The organism is Streptomyces sp. NK08204, from assembly GCF_020400585.1.
Lineage (GTDB): Bacteria > Actinomycetota > Actinomycetes > Streptomycetales > Streptomycetaceae > Streptomyces.
Genome location: NZ_JAINVF010000002.1, coordinates 70,922 through 91,263 on the forward strand (window position 1 = coordinate 70,922; position 20,342 = coordinate 91,263).

15 protein-coding genes are annotated in these 20,342 nt (G+C 71.3%); 12 read left to right on the top strand and 3 right to left on the bottom strand.

What is annotated here, in order from left to right; translation table 11 throughout:
- Positions 1-131 precede the first annotated feature (131 nt).
- Positions 132-3,020, top strand: coding sequence for a vitamin B12-dependent ribonucleotide reductase (locus K7G59_RS03485; RefSeq protein WP_225830320.1), 2,889 nt, complete (start codon positions 132-134; stop codon positions 3,018-3,020).
- 64 nt (positions 3,021-3,084) lie between these two features.
- Here the strand turns inward: K7G59_RS03485 and K7G59_RS03490 are convergent, their stop codons facing one another.
- Positions 3,085-3,618 carry a TerD family protein gene (locus K7G59_RS03490; protein WP_374114186.1) on the bottom strand — a complete coding sequence of 178 codons (534 nt, stop codon included), beginning with the start codon at positions 3,616-3,618 and terminating at the stop codon, positions 3,085-3,087.
- Positions 3,619-3,769: 151 nt separating this feature from the next.
- Here K7G59_RS03490 and K7G59_RS03495 point away from each other — a divergent pair, with 151 nt between their 5' ends.
- The 5 genes from K7G59_RS03495 to K7G59_RS03515 all read left to right on the top strand — a co-directional run bounded on the left by K7G59_RS03495 (position 3,770) and on the right by K7G59_RS03515 (position 7,545).
- A complete protein-coding gene (locus tag K7G59_RS03495; protein WP_225830321.1) occupies positions 3,770-4,375 on the top strand; it encodes a YdbC family protein in 606 nt (201 codons plus the stop codon).
- A gap of 74 nt (positions 4,376-4,449) precedes the next feature.
- Positions 4,450-5,109, top strand: a complete 660-nt coding sequence (locus K7G59_RS03500; protein WP_225830322.1) for a histidine phosphatase family protein — start codon at positions 4,450-4,452, stop codon at positions 5,107-5,109.
- A gap of 12 nt (positions 5,110-5,121) precedes the next feature.
- Positions 5,122-6,027 carry an ADP-ribosylglycohydrolase family protein gene (locus K7G59_RS03505; protein WP_225830323.1) on the top strand — a complete coding sequence of 302 codons (906 nt, stop codon included), beginning with the start codon at positions 5,122-5,124 and terminating at the stop codon, positions 6,025-6,027.
- Between the two features lie 118 nt (positions 6,028-6,145).
- The gene (locus K7G59_RS03510; protein WP_225830324.1) at positions 6,146-6,847 is read left to right on the top strand and encodes a ribonuclease HII; all 702 of its coding nucleotides are present in this window, start codon (positions 6,146-6,148) and stop codon (positions 6,845-6,847) included.
- A 68-nt stretch (positions 6,848-6,915) separates the two neighbouring features.
- Positions 6,916-7,545, top strand: coding sequence for a hypothetical protein (locus tag K7G59_RS03515; RefSeq protein WP_225830325.1), 630 nt, complete (start codon positions 6,916-6,918; stop codon positions 7,543-7,545).
- A gap of 218 nt (positions 7,546-7,763) precedes the next feature.
- Here K7G59_RS03515 and K7G59_RS03520 read toward each other — a convergent pair whose 3' ends face one another.
- Positions 7,764-8,384 (bottom strand): hypothetical protein, encoded by a 621-nt coding sequence (locus tag K7G59_RS03520; protein WP_225830326.1) that lies wholly within the window; start codon positions 8,382-8,384, stop codon positions 7,764-7,766.
- A gap of 306 nt (positions 8,385-8,690) precedes the next feature.
- On the opposite strand from K7G59_RS03520, the gene K7G59_RS03525 reads away from it, so the two are divergent.
- Positions 8,691-10,850, top strand: a complete 2,160-nt coding sequence (locus K7G59_RS03525) for a RecQ family ATP-dependent DNA helicase (RefSeq protein WP_225830327.1) — start codon at positions 8,691-8,693, stop codon at positions 10,848-10,850.
- Positions 10,851-11,310: 460 nt separating this feature from the next.
- A complete protein-coding gene (locus K7G59_RS03530) occupies positions 11,311-12,822 on the top strand; it encodes a DUF4192 domain-containing protein (protein ID WP_225830328.1) in 1,512 nt (503 codons plus the stop codon).
- Positions 12,823-13,055: 233 nt separating this feature from the next.
- On the opposite strand, the gene K7G59_RS03535 is transcribed toward K7G59_RS03530, so the two are convergent.
- Complete coding sequence (locus K7G59_RS03535) at positions 13,056-13,259, bottom strand: hypothetical protein (RefSeq protein WP_225830759.1); 204 nt, start codon at positions 13,257-13,259, stop codon at positions 13,056-13,058.
- A 523-nt stretch (positions 13,260-13,782) separates the two neighbouring features.
- On the opposite strand from K7G59_RS03535, the gene K7G59_RS03545 reads away from it, so the two are divergent.
- The 4 genes from K7G59_RS03545 (at position 13,783) to K7G59_RS03560 (ending at position 20,227) form a co-directional block, all read left to right on the top strand.
- Positions 13,783-14,541, top strand: coding sequence for an NUDIX domain-containing protein (locus tag K7G59_RS03545; protein WP_225830329.1), 759 nt, complete (start codon positions 13,783-13,785; stop codon positions 14,539-14,541).
- 69 nt (positions 14,542-14,610) lie between these two features.
- Positions 14,611-17,166: an ATP-binding cassette domain-containing protein gene (locus K7G59_RS03550; protein ID WP_225830330.1), complete on the top strand. Its 2,556-nt coding sequence runs from the start codon at positions 14,611-14,613 to the stop codon at positions 17,164-17,166.
- Between the two features lie 162 nt (positions 17,167-17,328).
- The gene (locus tag K7G59_RS03555) at positions 17,329-18,216 is read left to right on the top strand and encodes a FadR/GntR family transcriptional regulator (protein WP_225830331.1); all 888 of its coding nucleotides are present in this window, start codon (positions 17,329-17,331) and stop codon (positions 18,214-18,216) included.
- 466 nt (positions 18,217-18,682) lie between these two features.
- Positions 18,683-20,227, top strand: a complete 1,545-nt coding sequence (locus K7G59_RS03560) for an RNA polymerase sigma factor (RefSeq protein WP_308294984.1) — start codon at positions 18,683-18,685, stop codon at positions 20,225-20,227.
- The last annotated feature ends 115 nt before the right edge of the window (positions 20,228-20,342 follow it).

The window sequence follows — 20,342 nt, forward strand, 5'->3', positions numbered from 1 at the left end:
CCGGCCGGTAGGCGGCGAACGAAGACCTGTTGCGGGCGTGGCTGAGGGTGCCCGCAACGCCAGACAGAACACCGTGCCACGGGAACAAACGGGGCACTTCAGGGCGTTTTCGCCCGTATCAGGGAGGCGGCATGACAGAGACGGCGAGCGGTCCGGTACGAGGTTCCCGCACCAAGGGCGCCAAGGCCACCAAGGGGCTGCGTATCGAGCGCGTCCACACCACCCCCGGCGTACACCCGTACGACGAGGTGGCCTGGGAGCGCCGTGACGTCGTCATGACCAACTGGCGCGACGGCTCGGTCAACTTCGAGCAGCGTGGCGTCGAGTTCCCCGACTTCTGGTCGGTGAACGCGGTCAACATCGTCACCAGCAAGTACTTCCGCGGTGCCGTCGGCACCCCGCAGCGCGAGACCAGCCTCAAGCAGCTGATCGACCGCATCGTGAAGACGTACCGAAAGGCCGGTGAGGACTACAAGTACTTCGCCTCGCCCGCCGACGCGGAGATCTTCGAGCACGAGCTGGCCTACGCCCTTCTGCACCAGATCTTCAGCTTCAACAGCCCCGTCTGGTTCAACGTCGGCACCCCGCAGCCCCAGCAGGTCTCCGCCTGCTTCATCCTGTCCGTCGACGACTCCATGGAGTCGATCCTCGACTGGTACAAGGAAGAGGGCATGATCTTCAAGGGCGGCTCCGGCGCCGGCCTGAACCTCTCCCGCATCCGCTCCTCCAAGGAGCTGCTCTCCTCCGGGGGCAACGCCTCCGGCCCGGTCTCCTTCATGCGCGGCGCCGACGCCTCCGCCGGCACCATCAAGTCCGGTGGTGCCACCCGCCGCGCGGCCAAGATGGTCGTTCTCGACGTCGACCACCCCGACATCGAGGACTTCATCGAGACCAAGGTCAAGGAGGAGGAGAAGATCCGCGTCCTGCGTGACGCGGGCTTCGACATGGACCTGGGCGGCGACGACATCACGTCCGTCCAGTACCAGAACGCCAACAACTCGGTCCGCGTGAACGACGAGTTCATGAAGGCGGTCGAAGCGGGCGGCCAGTTCGGCCTGCGGGCCCGCATGACCGGCGAGGTCATCGAGGAGGTCGACGCCAAGGCGCTCTTCCGCAAGATCGCCGAGGCCGCCTGGGCCTGCGCCGACCCCGGCATCCAGTACGACGACACCATCAACAACTGGCACACCTGCCCCGAGTCCGGCCGGATCACCGCGTCGAACCCGTGCAGCGAGTACATGCACCTGGACAACACGTCCTGCAACCTGGCCTCGCTGAACCTGATGAAGTTCCTCAAGGACGACGGCAAGGGCAGCCAGTCCTTCGACGTCGAGCGCTTCCAGAAGGTCGTCGAGCTGGTCATCACCGCGATGGACATCTCCATCTGCTTCGCGGACTTCCCGACGCAGAAGATCGGCGAGAACACGCGCGCGTTCCGCCAGCTGGGCATCGGCTACGCCAACCTCGGCGCTCTGCTCATGGCCACCGGCCACGCCTACGACTCCGACGGCGGCCGTGCTCTGGCCGGCGCCATCACCTCCCTGATGACGGGCACGGCCTACCGGCGCTCCGCCGAACTCGCCGCGGTCGTCGGCTCGTACGACGGTTACGCCCGCAACGCCGAGGCCCACCAGCGCGTCATGAGCCAGCACGCGGACGCCAACGGCGCGGCCGTCCGCATGGACGACCTGGACACCCCGGTGTGGGCCGCCGCCACGGAGGCCTGGCAGGACGTGCTGCGCCTCGGCGAGCAGAACGGTTTCCGTAACTCCCAGGCGTCCGTCCTCGCCCCGACCGGCACCATCGGTCTGGCGATGTCCTGCGACACCACCGGTGTCGAGCCCGACCTCGCGCTGGTGAAGTTCAAGAAGCTCGTCGGCGGCGGCTCGATGCAGATCGTCAACGGCACCGTTCCGCAGGCCCTGCGCCGCCTGGGCTACCAGGAGGAGCAGATCGAGGCGATCGTCGCCCACATCGCCGAGCACGGCAACGTGATCGACGCTCCCGGCCTCAAGCACGAGCACTACGAGGTGTTCGACTGCGCCATGGGCGAGCGCGCCATCTCCCCGATGGGCCACGTCCGCATGATGGCCGCGATCCAGCCGTGGATCTCCGGCGCCATCTCCAAGACGGTCAACATGCCGGAGACGGCGACCGTCGAGGAGGTCGAGGAGATCTACTACGAGGCGTGGAAGCTGGGCGTCAAGGCGCTCGCGATCTACCGCGACAACTGCAAGGTCGGCCAGCCGCTCTCCGCCAAGAAGAAGGACTCCGCGCAGGAGAAGACCGAGACGCAGGCCGCCGTCGAGCCCAAGGTCGAGAAGGTCGTCGAGTACCGCCCGGTCCGCAAGCGCCTTCCCAAGGGCCGCCCGGGGATCACCACCTCCTTCACGGTGGGCGGTGCCGAGGGCTACATGACCGCCAACTCCTACCCGGACGACGGTCTCGGCGAGGTCTTCCTGAAGATGTCCAAGCAGGGTTCGACCCTCGCGGGCATGATGGACGCCTTCTCCATCGCGGTCTCCGTCGGCCTCCAGTACGGCGTGCCGCTGGAGACGTACGTCTCGAAGTTCACGAACATGCGCTTCGAGCCGGCCGGCATGACGGACGACCCGGACGTGCGGATGGCGCAGTCGATCGTCGACTACATCTTCCGCCGCCTGGCGCTGGACTTCCTGCCCTTCGAGACCCGCTCGGCGCTCGGCATCCACTCCGCCGAGGAACGCCAGCGCCACCTGGAGACGGGCTCGTACGAGCCGGCCGACGACGAGGTCGACGTCGAGGGCCTGGCCCAGTCCGCGCCGCGCGCCCAGGAGCTGAAGGCCGTCGCCACGCCGAAGGCCGAGCCCGAGGCGGCCAAGCCCGCTCCGAAGCAGGCGCACACCAGCGCCGAGCTGGTGGAGATGCAGCTGGGTATCCAGGCGGACGCCCCGCTGTGCTTCTCCTGCGGCACGAAGATGCAGCGCGCCGGTTCCTGCTACATCTGCGAGGGCTGCGGCTCGACCAGCGGCTGCAGCTGACGACTCGCGGCTCCTGAGTCACGCGGTTGCTGAAGCAAGGGGCGCCGGCAAAGGCCGGCGCCCCTCACGCGTGGCTTCTGCCCATGACCCGGGTGAAGGACGCCGGGTCCTCGTCGAAGCCGTGGACACCGGCCCGGAAGAGCCAGGCTCCGGACGCGTCCCGCGTGAACGTGGCGAACGTGGCCGCCGTCGCCTCGGGGACCGATGCGAAGTCGTCCTCGGCGAGTACGGTGTAGCGGCCTTCGCGGACGCGCATGGCCGGATTCAGTACGTCGGCGAACGTCTTGCGGGCGGCCTGCTGCTGGATGACGACACCCACCACCACGCGCGCGTACCGGCTGTCGAGGCGGTCCAGTTCGAGCGTCATGACCTCGTCCCAGCCGAATCCCCTGCCGTCCGTGCTGTCGCGGTTCAGGAAGATCGTGCCGTCCGGCGAGCGGCTGTCGAAGTGCACCAGGTAGGCGGGAGCCCCGTAGGGGTCGTCCACCGTGAACGTCGCCGCGATGATGTCCAGATCCGTCGGCGGCAGGCCGGCCGGACTGGGGTCCCATTTGAGCCCGACCTCGACCTTACCGATCCCCTTGCTGAAGTCGCCCACCGGGCTTCCCTCCCCCTTTGCAGACGCCTGTCCCCAACTCCGAAGCAGTCAGGGCTCCTTGTCCATCGTGCCATGTGCGCGGGGGTGCATGCGCGGGTGATCTCCGCCGGAGCGTGACCGGCGCCACGCCCGGTGGCCTTACGATGGCGCGGTGCTGGTCAAGTGGATTCGCTGCACCGTGGTGGACCGCCGCGCGTTCGAGCGGGGGCAGCGGAAATGGGCGGGGCTTCTGGGGGAGCCGGGTTTTCGCGGGCAGGGCGGAGGCTGGAGCCGGCGGCGGCCCGGCGTGGCGCACATCTTCGCCTTCTGGGAGAGCCGTGCCTTCTACGACTCCTTCATGGCCCGCTCCCACGACCGGCTCGCGGCGGCCCAGTCCGGCACGTTCAAGGATTCCCAGGTCAAGCTGTTCGAGTACCGCTTCGACGTGAAGACCGGGTTCGAGCCCCGGTTCACCGACGCAGATCTCGTCCGGGTGGCCCTGTGCCGCGTCCACGAGGAACGGATCGAGCACTTCACGCTCATGCAGGAGAAGGTCTGGAACCCCGCCATGGCCGGCTCGCCCGGCATGATCCGCGGCATGTTCGCCGAGGCGCCCGAGCAGGAGTTCCTGGTCCTGTCCATGTGGCGGTCGGCCGCGGAACACGGCAAGTACCGCACCGAGAGGGTGGAGCGGCTGGCCCTGCGGGCCCAGACCGAGGCCGACGTGGCCGCCCTGTCCGGAGACATCGTGGATCTGGAGCCGTCCTGGACGGTCTGACACCGACGGCGACGGCTCGAGAACCCGACCGGACGTGGATCGCATCCGTCGCATGCGCGAACTAGGGTTCTGGCATGGCGCGACCACGGCGAATCGTCCTTGTCCGGCACGGCGAGTCGACGGGCAACATCGACGACACCGTGTACGAGCGGGAGCCCGACCATGCGATCGGGCTGACCGAGCTCGGCATGCGGCAGGCGGAGGAGACCGGGAAGGCGCTCCGGGGGCTCTTCGGGCGGGAACGCGTGAGCGTGTACGTCTCCCCGTACCGTCGTACGCACGAGACCCTGCGCGCGTTCCACCTCGACCCCGAGCTGATACGGGTGCGGGAGGAGCCCAGACTGCGTGAGCAGGACTGGGGGAACTGGCAGGACCGCGAGGACGTCCGCCTGCAGAAGGCCTACCGGGACGCATACGGGCACTTCTTCTTCCGCTTCCCGCAAGGAGAGTCCGGCGCCGACGTGTACGACCGGGTCGGTGGCTTCCTGGAGAGCCTGTACCGCAGCTTCGAGGCTCCCGACCATCCGCCGAACGTGCTCCTGGTGACGCACGGGCTCGCGATGCGGTTGTTCTGCATGCGCTGGTTCCACTGGACGGTCGCGGAATTCGAGTCGCTGTCGAACCCCGGGAACGCGGAGATGCGGATGCTCGTTCTCGGGGAGGACGGCAGGTACACGCTCGACCGTCCTTTCGAGCGTTGGCGGGAGCCGCTGCCGTACTGGGTCACCGGATAAGGTGGGAGGGCGATGACCGCTGATTCCAGTTCTCTCGGGCGCCTTGACCGCGCCCTGGCCAGCCTGCGCGGCCTGGCGGTGGGCGACGCGCTGGGCTCTCAATTCTTCGTTCCGGCGAACTATCCCCTGCTGAAGCGGCGCGAGCTGCCCGCCGGCCCCTGGCAGTGGACCGACGACACCGAGATGGCCTGCTCCGTCGTGGCCGTCCTCGCCGCCCACCACCGCGTCGACCAGGACGCCCTGGCCCGCTCCTTCGCGGAACACCACGACTTCGACCGGGGCTACGGCCCTGCCGTCAACCGGCTGCTCCGCCTCGTCCGGGAGGGTGGCGACTGGCGCGAGCTGGCCGCCGGGCTCTTCAAGGGGCAGGGCTCCTGGGGCAACGGCGCGGCGATGCGGATCGCACCTCTGGGCGCCTGGTACGCGGACGATCCGGAGCAGGCGACCCACCAGGCGGAGATCTCCGCCTATCCCACGCACCAGCACCGTGAGGCCGTGGTCGGAGCCATGGCCGTCGCCGCCGCCGCGGCCTTCGTGGGCTCGCCGGACGGCCCGCCCCGCCCGGAGGTCCTTCTCGACGGCGTCGTCGCCCTGGTGCCGAAGAGCGCCGTCGGCCAGGGGCTGCGCCGCGCCCGGGACATGCTCGACTACGGCGACGCGGCCACCGTGGCGGCCGTTCTGGGCTGCGGACGCCGTACGACCGCCCATGACACGGTCCCCTTCGCCCTGTGGTCCGCCGCGCGCGCCCTCGGTGACTACGAGACGGCGTTCTGGACGACCGCCCAGGTGGGCGGCGACGTGGACACGACCTGTGCGATCGTCGGCGGCATCCTCGCCTCCGGCAAGGCCGGGGCGCCCCCCGGCGAGTGGGTGGAACGGACCGAGGAACTTCCTGGCTGGATACCCGTGGGGGGCTAGAAGAGCGTTCCGGCGCCGTCCCGATGGGGCCGCCGTACCGTTCGAGGACCTGCTCGGGGATACGCGCACCCCGCCGGGGTGTCGGAGGATGATCCCGGCGGCGTACGCTTAGGGCGCCATGCCGTACGAACCGCCTACCCACACCGTCGAGCGCTCCCTGCGCGCCACGACCGGAGCGAAGGTCATTGCCGGTCTCGACGAGGTGGGGCGCGGCGCCTGGGCCGGGCCTGTCACCGTCTGTGCCGCGATCACCGGACTCCGTCGTCCGCCCGAGGGGCTGACCGACTCCAAGCTGCTGACCGTCAAGCGTCGTACGGCGCTGGCCGAACTCCTGCGGGGGTGGGTGACGGCCTACGCGCTGGGGCATGCCTCCCCGGAGGAGATCGACGACCTGGGGATGACGGCGGCGCTTCGGCTCGCCGCGGTCCGTGCCCTGGACGCTCTGCCGATCCGCCCCGACGCCGTCATCCTCGACGGGAAGCACGACTACCTCGGTGCCCCCTGGAAGGTGCGCACGGTGATCAAGGGTGACCGGACCTGCGTCGCCGTCGCGGCGGCGTCGGTGATCGCCAAGGTTCAGCGAGACAAAATGATGGCCGAACTGGGTGTCGACCATGCAGACTTCGGGTTTGCGGACAATGCCGGGTATCCGTCGCCCGTGCACAAGGCCGCACTGGAGGAGCGGGGCCCCACCCCGTACCACCGATTGTCGTGGGCGTATCTTGATGCGCTGCCCCAGTGGCGGCACCTCAAGAAGGTCCGCAGCTGGGCGGACGGAAGCGTTCCGGAGATCGAGGGCCAGCTCGGCTTCGATTTCTGACGGTTCCGCTCGCACTGATGTGCCACCCGGTCATCCGCACCGCTCCAACGTTTGATAAAAATCAGCTCATGCCTCTCATTCCCGAGGAGCCTCAGATTCACGAGAGTGCCCAGGGTCCCCGCGCCACGCCGGCCAGCGGCCGTACCGCGCCGACCCCCCGCCCCGTACCCGGCCCCCGTCCTGCGGCTCCGTCCCGCCCCGGTCGTCCGGGCCCCCCGCGGCCCGCGCCGCCCGTGCAGCGCACGCCCCGTGACGCCGCTCCGGTCACTCCGGGCCCGTCGGGCCCGGCCTCTGCCGCCACCACGGCGACTCCGCAGATCCAGCTGATCCCGGCCTCGGCCGAGGGTGCCCTGGACGCCGCCGAGGAGGCCGTGGACCTCCTGCTGGAGTCGGGCCGCGCCCCCGGCGACGTGCTCGTGCTCACCACGGGCGCCCAGCACCCGTGGGCCGAACACGAGCTGTCCTTCGGCGAGGCCGCCTACTGGGCTCAGCACGACGCCGGCGACGACGTCTTCTACGCGGACGCCACCGTCGCCTCCCGCGCCGCGACCCGCCCCGTGGTCGTGGTGGCCGTCAACGGCGGTCCCGCCTCCGCTGCTGCCGCCGCCCTCCCGCTGGCCCACACGCGGGCCGCGGCCCTGCTGATCGTCTGCGGCGACCCGCAGCAGATCAACTCGCTGCTGGGCACGGGCGTCTGAGCCGCGTACGTCCCCCGGGACACCGGGGTGACGAAGGGAGCCGCGCCGACGGCATCGGTTGTTCGGTGCGGCTTTTGGCGTGCCCGGACGACTGACGGTGGCCGTCCCCGTAACGGGGCGGCCCTCCGGCCGTCGGGCGCACCGGCGGTCGCCTTCGCAGGAGGCGGCCGAGGGCGTCGTGGGCAGCGGACCTGCCGTCGACCCGTGGGCCGTGCGTGTCAGCGGGCCGCCGCGCGGCGCAGCACCTCCGAGACCGGGCCGCCGGTGCGAGGCGTCTGCGGCGGGGCCTGCGACAGGGCGAAGGGCTCCGGCGGCGAGCTGGCGCTCGGACGCCGCCCGCCACGCCCCTCACCGAGTACCTGCCACCCCTCATGGGTCAACGTGATGTACGCCCCGCAGCGCAGCCCGTGCAACGTGCAGGCGTCGCGCAGCCCCCACATCCAGGCTCCGTCCTCCTCCGTCCAGCGCGCGTCGCCCTCACGGCAGTACAGCAGGACAGCGGTGCGTATCGGAGTACGGCGGCGCAGGTCGTGCGGGATGACCCGGCGCAGCTGGTCCAGCAGCGCGTTGCGGAACATCCAGCCGTCGGCCGGGGCGGAGCGGCGCGTGAACGAGGCGCTCGCGCACAGCCGCTCCTCCGGATCGAGGACGGCCACGATCACGGTGGAGGGGCTGGGACGATGGCGGGCGTGCAGCCCGCTGACGACCTCACGAGGGTTGCGCAGCAGGGGGATTCCGGCGGCGGCCCACTCCGCGGGTTCGAGCAGGCGGCTGGCGGAAGCGGCGGACGCGGACGTCGACAAGGAGGCCGCCGAGGACGAGGTGAATCCGAAGGTCACGTTCCTCCCTTCGGCTACGCGCCCATACTTCGGGCGAGGTCGGATTCGGGGGGCGCGCACCACAGCAGAGCCCGGCAGTAATACGAACGAGCCGTGCGGGGAGCGGACCTCAATTCTTCCTCTCGAACTGGGATGCGGCAACGAGCAAATGGGCCCACCGGAAGTTATCTGACGGTGCGTGGCTTATATCCCTACCCGGAGGACCGGCGATCGACCCCTGGGCCGCCCGACGGTTCCGGTGCGGGCGGCAGCGGTGTCCGGCTGGGCGAATTGGTCGACAGACCTCGCATCGGGTTGCATGGAGGCATGGACAACCTGGAGCTTCGAGCCGAAGCCGATGCCCTCCTCGCCCAGCTGATCGGCGCCTCGGCGGGTTCGGCGCGGCTGCGGGAGGATCAGTGGCAGGCGGTGGCCGCCCTGGTGGAGGAGCGCCGGCGCGCCCTGGTGGTGCAGCGCACCGGCTGGGGCAAGTCGGCGGTGTACTTCGTCGCCACCGCTCTGCTGCGCCGGCGTGGATCGGGCCCCACCACCATCGTCTCGCCTTTGCTGGCGTTGATGCGCAATCAGGTCGAGGCGGCCCAGCGGGCCGGAATCCGGGCGCGCACCATCAACTCGGCCAATCCGGAGGAGTGGGAGGCCATTCACCAGGAGGTCGAGCGCGGCGAGACCGACGTTCTCCTCGTGAGTCCGGAACGCCTCAATTCCGTTGAGTTCCGTGAGCAGCTCCTGCCCCGGCTCGCGGCCACGACCGGTCTGCTGGTGGTCGACGAGGCGCACTGCATCTCCGACTGGGGGCACGACTTCCGCCCCGACTACCGACGGTTGCGCACGATGCTGGCGGAGCTGCCGGCGGATGTGCCGGTCCTGGCCACGACGGCGACCGCGAACGCGCGCGTGACCGCAGACGTGGCGGAGCAGCTGGGGACAGGGGTCGGGGACGCCCTGGTTCTACGGGGGCCGCTGGACCGGGAGAGCCTGCGGCTGGGGGTGCTGAAGTTGCCGGACGCGGCGCATCGGCTCGCGTGGCTGGGCGAGCGGCTGGAGGACCTGCCCGGTTCGGGGATCATCTACACACTCACGGTGGCGGCGGCGGAGGAGGTCGCGGGGTTCCTGCGGCAGCGCGGGTATCCGGTGGCCGCCTACACGGGTAAGACGGAGAACGCCGACAGATTGCAGGCGGAGGAGGACCTGCTGGCCAACCGGGTGAAGGCGCTGGTGGCGACCTCGGCGCTGGGCATGGGATTCGACAAGCCGGACCTCGGGTTCGTGGTGCACCTGGGGTCGCCCTCCTCGCCCATCGCCTACTACCAGCAGGTGGGGCGTGCGGGGCGTGGCGTGGACCACGCCGACGTGCTGCTGCTGCCCGGCCGGGAGGACGAGGCGATCTGGGCGTACTTCGCCTCCGTGGGCTTCCCGCCCGAGGAACAGGTGCGGCGCACCCTGGCCGTTCTGGAACAGTCGGACCGGCCGTTGTCGCTGCCGGCGCTGGAGCCGCTGGTGGACCTTCGGCGTTCGCGGCTGGAGACGATGCTGAAGGTCCTGGACGTGGACGGGGCGGTCAAGCGCGTCAAGGGCGGCTGGACCGCCACCGGGCGGCCGTGGGCGTACGACGCCGAGCGGTATGCGCGTGTGGCCCGGCAACGCGAGGAGGAGCAGCAGGCCATGCGGGACTACGCGGCGACCACCGGGTGCCGGATGGAGTTCCTGCGGCGGCAGCTCGACGACGAGAAGGCGGCGCCGTGCGGACGCTGCGACTCCTGTGCCGGGCCCTGGCTCGATCCCGCGGTCTCACCGGAGGCCCTCGCGGCGGCGACCGGCGCGCTGGACCGCCCTGGGGTCGAGGTCGAGCCGCGCCGCATGTGGCCCTCGGGCATGCCTGCGGTCGGGATCGATCTCAAGGGCCGTATCCCCGTGAACCAGCAGGCGGCCACCGGGCGTGCGCTGGGCAGGCTGTCCGACATCGGCTGGGGCAACCGCCTGCGTCCGCTCCTGTCGGCACAGGCCCCGGACGGCCCGGTTCCGGACGACGTGCTGGCCGCCGTCGTGACGGTGGTGGCCGACTGGGCACGCTCGCCCGGCGGCTGGGCGAGTGGCTCCCGCGACGCGGTGGCTCGGCCGGTCGGAGTCGTCGCCATGCCGTCCCGCAGCCACCCCCGGCTGGTGGCCTCACTGGCCGAAGGTCTGGCCCGGGTCGGCAGGCTCCCACTGCTGGGCGGCCTCGCCTACACCGCGCAGGCCGGCGAGCACGCGGCGCACCGCAGCAACTCCGCCCAGCGGCTGCGCGCCCTGGCCGCCTCGTTCACCGTGCCCGACGACCTCGCCGATGCCCTGGCCGGCAACCCCGGCCCGGTCCTGCTCGTCGACGACTACACCGAATCCGGCTGGACCCTGGCCGTAGCCGCACGCCTCCTGCGCCAGGCCGGGGCCGACCAGGTACTCCCGCTCGTCCTGGCTGTGGCCGGGTAGCAGCCGGCAGGGGCGAACGAGCCGGTCAGCACCCCCTGCCTGGTTCTTTGTCGCCAGCTGCACTCTGCGCCGGCTTCCTCACGGCACTGCTGGACGGCGATCGTCCATAGCGCCACCCCTGACGTGGCGGCAGGGCTCGCCGCGTTGCCGGCTCGCGGTCTTCACCACGGCCCGGCGGTGTCCGGCCAAGGCCTGAGCGCAGGCTGCAGGCGTGGCCCTTGCCCAGGTGTGCGTCAGCGCCGCGCAGGAGGAGATCTTGGTTCGGCTCCCTTGCCGCGCCGTGCCGTGGTGCACGGGGAGCGGGTCCCGCCCTGGACGGTCGACTACGCGAGCATGTCATGCGCATGCCGCGACCGGGAGAGCACGGTGCATCCTGGCGTGTGCCCGAGCCACATTGTCCACAGGGCTGAGTTATCCACAGCCTCAAGCGGAATTTCGTGATCCGCGAGATCGTCTGCACATGACGAATCACAGCGAAACGACTGGATCACCTGAAAACGGTGAATCCGCCGGACTCTCTGACCCCACCAGCGAAACGACCGAGCCCTGGGACAACGGCGACCTCGCGGATCACACCACCCAGGTCACTCTGCGCACCCCGGCCGAGCTGGCCGATGCCCTGCCCTATCTGCTCGGCTACCGGCCCGAGGACAGCATGGTGCTCGTCGGCCTCCATGACCGGGAAGGGCGGGGGAGGTTCGGCGGCCGGGCCCGGCTCGCAATCCCCGTCGACCAGGAGGACTGGAGGGCCGCCGCGGGTCAGCTGGTCCGCGGCCTCATCGCCGGCAGCGAGCGCCGAGGTGCCCGCCCCGAGCAGATCGTCGCCTATGTGTGCCAGGAACCGGCACCGGGGGAGTCGGGCCAGGACGTCATGCGCCGCCTCCAGCCGCTCGCCCAGCTGTTGCGCACCGAGTGCGGCGCTCTCGACGTGCCGGTGATCGAGGCACTGTGCATCTCGGACGGCCGTTTCTGGTCGTACTGCTGCCCGACCGCCGAGTGCTGCCCCGGGGACGGCTCGCCGATGGGCCTGCCCGGCACGTCGGTACTCGCGGCGGCGGCCACCTACGCCGGAATCCAGGTGCGCGGCAGCTTGCGGGAGTTGCGAGCCAGGCTGCTGCCCTGGGAGGCCGCAGCGGCTCTGGAGCAGGAGGTCGCCCTGGACGCGGCCGGCATGTCGCTGGCGCCGCGCATCCTGGACGAGGCGACGCGTGCGCAGGTGGCGGAGGAGACCCTCGGCCTTGCCGAACGGGTCATCCGCCGGTTCGCCGCGGCTGCCCCGGTGTCCGGTGCGCACCCGGCGGACGTGCGCGACGACGGCCTGCTCGCACACGACGAGGCGGCCACGCTCATCCTCGGGCTCCAGGACCGTACGACCCGTGACCGCGCGGCGGCGTGGATGGAGGGCGACGAGGCGGGCCCGGCCCTGCGGCTCTGGCGGGCCCTGGCCCGCCGCTGCGTCGGGCCGTACGGGGAGCACGCCGCAGCCCCGCTGACCCTGGCGGGCTGGGTCGCCTGGTCGACCGGGGACGAGCTGGAGGCCCGGGAGGCCCTGGCGATGGCGCTGGGCGCGGACCCCGACTATCTCTTCGCCCGCCTGCTCCATCAAGCCTGCAACGAAGGGCTCGACCCCGGGGCGATCCGCCGCTGTCTGCGGGTGGAACGGGAGGAACGGGCGGAACAGAAGGGACCAGGGAAGGCCGGAACCCCGGGAGCGGAGGGAGCCGAGTCGAGCCCCGACGGTCCCCGGCGTCGTCGCCGCGTGCGGTCCACCGGTAAGAGCGACAACGGATCGCGCCCGCTCCGAGCCGAGGCTGGACGACGACGGCCGGCCGGCTCCCGCTCCCGCCCGTCGACCACGGGCCAGACACGGCCCGGCATCGCGAGCACGCGGGACACGCGTACACGTACGCGTACGCGTGCAGCGGGCGCGGATGACGGCCCGGCAGGAGACACCCCCCGGAGCCAGGCGTGACCCGGAGGAGCCCGGTGCCCGTTCACATCAGTGGCGCAGCACCCGTAGCAGTCCTGCCGCCGCACGACCTTTGTTGCCCGGCACGTCCGAGGCGGACCGTGCGCCCGGGAAGCGACCCCATGCAGCAGCCGGCGTCGCCCCCTTCCCCGACGTCCGTCCGCCGTCCCGGCCCCGGCCCCAGCCCCCGGCCATGGGCCGGGGGCGCCGGGTCGCCGCTCCACCCGCGGACACCCTCACGCGCACATCACCGCCCAGCCCACGACCCACGACCCGCGCCCCGCCCACCCGCCACGCACACCGCCCTGACCTGTGTCGCCCTGCCCGCCCTCGTCGTCTCCGGCGAGCGGGGACAGCCGGCCTGCGGCGGCGGGCGACCGGCCGCGGGCCTGGCCCCCGGCGGTCGCGGCCTGCCGCACCTCCGCTGCGGTGTCGCCCACATCCTCGACACCGGCCTGCTCGGCGGTGGCCGGCCGGCCTCGGGCCTGTTGGACAAGGTGCAGACCAAACGGATCGCCCGGCTGCTCGGCGGCCCGGCCATGCACGCGGGCCGGGGACGGCGGAGTCTTGGGACCAAGGAGGCACGCCGTCTGCTGCGGAGCACTTCGGATACCGGTTGCCGAGACGTTCGCCGCAGGGCAGTGGTCCGCCGGGACCGCTCCGCTTCCGCACCCGGCCGACTGCCGACCGGCCGCCACCGCGGCGGCCTCCGCGGGGCTGCCGCTCACCGCGCTCGCCGGGGTCCGGCCCGCTGCCTCCGCCGGTGCGGTCACCCTGCGCCCCCTGTGGAGCGCGCCCCTCGGCGAGATCGGCCTGACCGGAGTGCTGATCAGCGGTGCCCCCTTCGCGGTGCGTCAGCCGCATGGGACTCGTCATGGCCGAGGAGGCTGCGGAAGGTCCTCGAAGGGGGGTGTGACCGAGGAAGGAGGTGTTTATCGTCAGGCAGACGACTATGATCGCGGCATGCCCTACGACCCGTCAGCCTTTCCGCCCTTCGCCGTCACCGTGGACCTGGTCGTGCTGACCGTACGCCGCCATGCCCTGTGCGCGCTGGCGGTGCGCAGGGGCGAGCCGCCCTTCCAGGGGTGCTGGGCACTGCCCGGCGGCTTCGTACGGGCCGAAGAGGACCTCACCCAGGCGGCGGCACGGGAACTGGCGGAGGAGACCGGGCTGTGCGTCCATGATCCCGCGAGCCCGACCCAGGACAACGGCGCCCATCTCGAACAGCTGGCCACCTACGGCGACCCCAAGCGGGACCCACGGATGCGCGTGGTCAGCGTCGCCCACCTCGTCCTCGCCCCGGACCTGCCCGCACCCCGCGCGGGCGGCGACGCGAGCAACGCCCGCTGGGCACCGGTCGAGGAACTGCTTCAGCAGGGCGCCTACGGCCGCGACGGCGAGCCCCTCGCCCCCCTCGCCTTCGATCACGCCCAGATCCTCGCGGACGGTGTCGAGCGGGCCCGGTCCAAGATCGAGTACTCCTCGCTGGCCACCGCCTTCTGTCCGCCCGAGTTCACCGTAGGGGAGCTGCGCCGGGTCTACGAGGCGGTGTGGGGCGTGGCTCTCGACCCGCGCAACTTCCACCGCAAGGTCACCGGTACGCCGGGATTCCTCGTCCCCACAGGCGGCACGACCACCCGTCAGGGCGGCCGGCCGGCCCAGCTCTTCCGGGCGGGCGGTGCCACGCTGCTCAACCCGCCGATGCTGCGTCCCGAGGTCTGAGGCGCGCCCCACGTGCAGTAAACAGAACGATCCCCGAAAAAACGGACATTCCGCGCTATCTTTCTGCAGGTGATCCAGGCCTTCGGACTGACCAGCAACCCCCGCAAGGCGCATCCGCCCGCCGTGGACGACGTCTCCTTCGAAGCGCGCGCCGGCCGTGTCACCGCGCTCCTCGGAAGCAAGGGCGCGGGCAAGACGACGGTGCTCAGGCTGATGCTCGAACTTCAACAGGGGCGCGGCATCACCTACTTCAGGGGGCGGCCCCTGCACCGGATCGCCCACCCCGCACGAGAAGTCGGCGTGCTCCTCGGTGACGTGCCCGGCCATCCGTCCCGCTCCGTCCGCGGTCACCTGCGCATGCTGTGCGCGGCGGCGGGAGTTCCGGCCCGGCGCGCCGACGAGGTCCTCGAAGTGCTCGGTCTCGTCAGCCTTCGCGAGGAGCGCCTCGGCACGCTGTCCCGCGGCATGGACCGCCGACTCGGCCTGGCCTGTGCCCTGCTGCCCGACCCGCACACACTCGTCCTCGACGAGCCCGCCCGCGGCCTCTCCCGCCGCGAGGCGCGTTGGCTGCACGGCATGCTGCGGGCGCACGCCACCCAGGGCGGCACGGTGCTCTTCAGTACTGCCGACCCCAAGGAGGCCGCGCGCGCCGCCGACCACGTCGTCACCCTCGACGGCGGCCGGATCGCCGCAGACCAGGAGGTGCGGCGCTTCGCCCGCACCCGGCTGCGTCCGCGCGTGGCCGTCCGCAGCCCCCATGCCGCGCGTCTGGCGACCCTGCTCACCAAGGAGGCCCGCGCCGCCCACCGCTCCGTCGAAGTCGTACGGGAGAACGGCAACCGGCTCTCGGTGTACGGCACCACGACCGCCGACATCGGCGAGACGGCGTTCCGTCACGGCATCCTCATCCATCAACTGGCCGACGAAGTAGGGGACATGGGGCCGGACGCCGGAGCGGACCCCCACGACGAGAGGGATGCCGGGACGGAGCCGTCGCCATCCGGACCCGATCAGTGTGCAGCGGCTGCCGCATCAGGGGCCGGGTCACAGGCTGAGCCGGTCCTGCCGTGGATCGGTCGGACGCCGAGCGAGCTGAGCCTGTCCCGCACAGAGCCGTCACAGGCTGAGCCGAGCCCGTCCCGCAGGGACCAGGTGCCGGCGGTGCAGGGCTCCGGGCCGTCGGACAACGGGTCGGCGGCGCCGGGCTCGTCGGTGGCGTGGCGGGGTGCACCGCAGACCCCGGCGGCGCCTGGTTCTTCGCCGCTCGAACGCGACCCGGAGGCCGTGCCCGGTGGCATGCCGACCGAGCGTGAGGAGGCGGCCGTGTCCGCAGTCGCCGCCGGCGAACACGAGCAGGCGGGGGTGGGACTCCTGTCGATGAAGGATCCGCAGGGCTCCGACGGCGGGCCCAGGCGGCCGGGGGAGGCCGTCGGGCACCATCACGGGGCGGATCCGGTCGAGACCGCCGACCAGGTTTCGCATGATGGCCCGGCGCCGGCCGTCGTGACGTCAGGAACCGGCACCGCCACCTGCGAGGTCGCCGACCCGGCGGCGGGTGTCGGCGCGGGTGTCGGCGACCGCGTCCCCGCCGAGGCCCTCGCGCGTGCCGACGGCCCCCGGCCCGTCGGGGCCGCAGCCGGCCCCGACGCCGGACGTGCCACGAACTCCGTCATGCCGGAGGCGTACGCCGACACCACGAGCAGCTCCGCGGCCGGCGTTCCCACCACCCGCGCCCACCTACCCGGCGCCCGGAACCCCGGCAGCCGCCGACCTCAGCCCGAGCGCTCCGCGCGCCCCGACGCCGTCCGCACCCTCGACGCGCTGCCCTCCCTTCCGCCCCCCATCTCCGTCCGCACCGCCCCCGGCCCCCTGCGTCCCCTGCGTTACGAACTCCGGCGTGCCACCGGCATCGGTACCGGTTTCCTCACCTGTGGGGCCGTGCTGGTGGTGTCCGCGCTCACCGCCGTACTCCTGGCCCGCCTGGGCCACACCCCGCAGGCGCGGCTGTTCGCGGCCTGGCCGAGGGAGCTCCCCCTGCCGCCCACCGCGCTTGCGGCAGGACTGCTCGGTGCGCTGGCCTTCGGGGACGAGTTCCGCCACCCCGCCCTGGCGGCGGACCGCGGCACCGTGCCGCGTCGGCTGGGGCTGCTGACCGCCAAGCTCCTCGTCTCCGGGGCCACCGCCGTGATGCTGGCCTTCCTCACCGTGGGCTGCGACGCCGAGATGCTTTATCTCGTATACGGACGGGAGCTGACCCAGGTTCCCGGGGACTGGCTTTCGCTGACCGCAAGTTGGTTCGGGCTGGTGGTCGGCTGCGCCTGGGCCGGTGTGCTCGCGGCCGGTGTCTTCCGGTCCACCACGGCCGGGCTCGCCGCCGTGCTCGCCGTACCCGTCCTCGTCGTACCGCTCGTGCAGGCGCTGCCGGGACCGGCCGTGCGAATGGCGGCCGGTCTCCCCGCCCGGATGCGGGAGGTGTTCCTGCTGCAGTGGCCCTTCGGAGGTGAGCGGTATCTGCTCGGCGTGGCCCGGATCGTCGCCCAACCCCTGGGCGGGGCACTGGCGTTGTCGCTGACGGCACTGCTCTGTGCGTATCTGCTCACAACACTGCGGACCAGGGTCCGATGACGGCCGTCCGTGCATTTCCTGTCCCGCTGTGCGCACAACTCCCCGAAGAAAGCCCATTTCTTTCCGATAAGGCGTCAATTGCGACGGGGTGAGCGATCACCCTTTCGTGTGCTTTTCACCAAAGACCTCAAGGGAGTTGAGGGCGGCGCCGACAAAGGATCCGTGAGTACCCTTGCGCACACCATGATGACCGCCGCCCGCTCCACAGACTCAGGTCTGGTCGGCCCGGGCGAACTCGACCGCTACCCCTACGCGGACGCCCCGCTGGCCGATCGCGTCTCAGTGCCCGCCTGGGAAGGCGCGGACCCCGAGCTGGGCCGTGTCGGCCGGCGTGCCGCGGGCAGCCGCGGACGCGGGCTGCACGGCCAACTCGTCCAGCAGCTGGGGCAGATGATCGTCTCCGGCGACCTGGGCGCGGACCGCCCGCTGGTGCCCGAGGAGATCGGCCAGCGCTTCGAGGTCTCCCGCACCGTCGTCCGCGAGTCCCTCCGTGTCCTGGAGGCCAAGGGCCTCGTCAGTGCCCGTCCCAACGTCGGCACGCGCGTGCGACCCGTCAGTGACTGGAACCTCCTCGACCCGGACATCATCGAGTGGCGGGCCTTCGGGCCGCAGCGCGACGACCAGCGCCGTGAGCTGAGCGAGCTGCGCTGGACGATCGAGCCCCTCGCCGCCCGCCTCGCCGCCGGGCACGGCCGCGAGGAGGTGCAGCAGCGCCTCAGCGACATGGTCGAGATCATGAGCCACGCCATGGGGCAGGGCGACGCACTGACCTACTCGCGCGCCGACACCGAGTTCCACGCGCTGCTGATTCAGATCGCCGGCAACCGCATGCTGGAGCACCTCTCCGGCATCGTGTCGGCCGCCCTCCAGGTCTCCGGGGGGCCGGTCACCGGCTGTGACCGGCCGAACGAGGCGTCCCTCGCGCAGCACGCGCGGATCGTCGACGCGCTCGGCACCGGCGACGGCGCGGCGGCCGAGACGGCCATGCGGCAACTGCTGACGGTCCACCCCGAGGTGGAGCGCGTGGTACCCGCCCCGCGCGAGCATTGAGGTTCGCGTGGCGGCGCCGGGTCCCGGTGCCGGACGTTGCCGGGCTCCAGCACCGGACGCCGCCGGACCCCGCCGGATCCCGCAAGGACCGGCGGCGTCCGGCGGGGTTCGGCGGGGTCAGGCAAGTCCGGCGGTACTCGACAGGGCTCGGTGGACGGACGGGATCGGCCACCGCTGCCGCCGAAGCGCCCGAACCGCCACTTCAGCGGCCTCTTCTGTCCGCATCTGACAGGTTTTGGTCGCTTACGGGGTGTGACTCGGGCCACGTAGATTGGGCGTAACGCTCGGGGAAACAGCGCGATGACCTAAGAGGTGACAGCCGCGGAGGGAATACGGATGCCATGCAAGGCGCTGTGCATCTCCCCGGCCCCGCCCGCGCCGTCGGCCCATCCCCAGGCCGGTGGTCGGCTCCTGTCCGCAGTGGACGGTGCCGGAAGCCGTTTTCCAACGTTCCGAGAGGTTGTTCGTGTCGGCCAGCACATCCCGTACGCTCCCGCCGGAGATCGCCGAGTCCGTCTCTGTCATGGCGCTCATTGAGCGGGGAAAGGCTGAGGGGCAGATCGCCGGCGACGATGTGCGTCGGGCCTTCGAAGCTGACCAGATTCCGGCCACTCAGTGGAAGAACGTACTGCGCAGCCTCAACCAGATTCTTGAGGAAGAGGGTGTGACGCTGATGGTCAGTGCCGCAGAGCCCAAGCGCACCCGAAAGAGCGTCGCAGCGAAGAGTCCGGCGAAGCGCACCGCCACCAAGACGGTCGCGGCGAAGACGGTGACCACCCGCAAGGCCACCGTCGGCACGGCCGCCACGGCCGCGCCCGCCACCCCGGTCCCCGCCGATTCCGCCGAGGAAGCCGCAACCGCCGCCAAGAAGGCCGCGGCCAAGAAGACGGCCGTCAAGAAGACGACCGCCAAGAAGACCGTCGCCAAGAAGACGACCGCCAAGAAGGCCACGGCCAAGAAGGACGACGTCGAGCTGCTCGACGACGAGGTCCTCGAGGACACCAAGGTCGCCGACGAGCCGGAGGGTGCCGAGAGCGCCGGCTTCGTCCTGTCCGACGAGGACGAGGACGACGCGCCCGCTCAGCAGGTCGCCGCCGCGGGTGCCACCGCCGACCCGGTCAAGGACTACCTGAAGCAGATCGGCAAGGTCCCCCTGCTCAACGCGGAGCAGGAGGTCGAACTGGCCAAGCGCATCGAGGCGGGTCTGTTCGCCGAGGACAAGCTCGCCAACGCCGACAAGCTCGCGCCGAAGCTGAAGCGTGAGCTGGAGATCATCGCCGAGGACGGCCGCCGCGCCAAGAACCACCTCTTGGAGGCCAACCTCCGTCTGGTGGTCTCCCTGGCCAAGCGCTACACCGGCCGCGGCATGCTCTTCCTGGACCTCATCCAGGAGGGCAACCTCGGTCTGATCCGCGCGGTCGAGAAGTTCGACTACACCAAGGGCTACAAGTTCTCCACGTACGCCACCTGGTGGATCCGTCAGGCGATCACCCGGGCCATGGCCGACCAGGCTCGCACCATCCGTATCCCGGTGCACATGGTCGAGGTCATCAACAAGCTGGCGCGCGTGCAGCGCCAGATGCTCCAGGACCTGGGCCGCGAGCCCACCCCGGAGGAGCTGGCCAAGGAGCTCGACATGACCCCGGAGAAGGTCATCGAGGTCCAGAAGTACGGCCGTGAACCCATCTCGCTGCACACGCCTCTGGGCGAGGACGGCGACAGCGAGTTCGGTGACCTCATCGAGGACTCGGAGGCCGTCGTCCCGGCCGACGCGGTCAGCTTCACGCTTCTGCAGGAGCAGTTGCACTCCGTTCTCGACACCCTGTCCGAGCGTGAGGCGGGCGTCGTCTCCATGCGCTTCGGTCTCACCGACGGTCAGCCGAAGACCCTCGACGAGATCGGCAAGGTGTACGGCGTGACGCGTGAGCGCATCCGTCAGATCGAGTCGAAGACCATGTCGAAGCTGCGCCACCCGTCGCGTTCCCAGGTGCTGCGCGACTACCTCGACTAGGTCGGTTCCTACGCGGCGAAGGCCCGGTTCCCCTCGCGGGGGCCGGGCCTTCGTGCTGCGAGCGGCGGCGCCGTGCATGACTCTGGGTGTCCCGGCACCACCCGAGAGTGAGGAT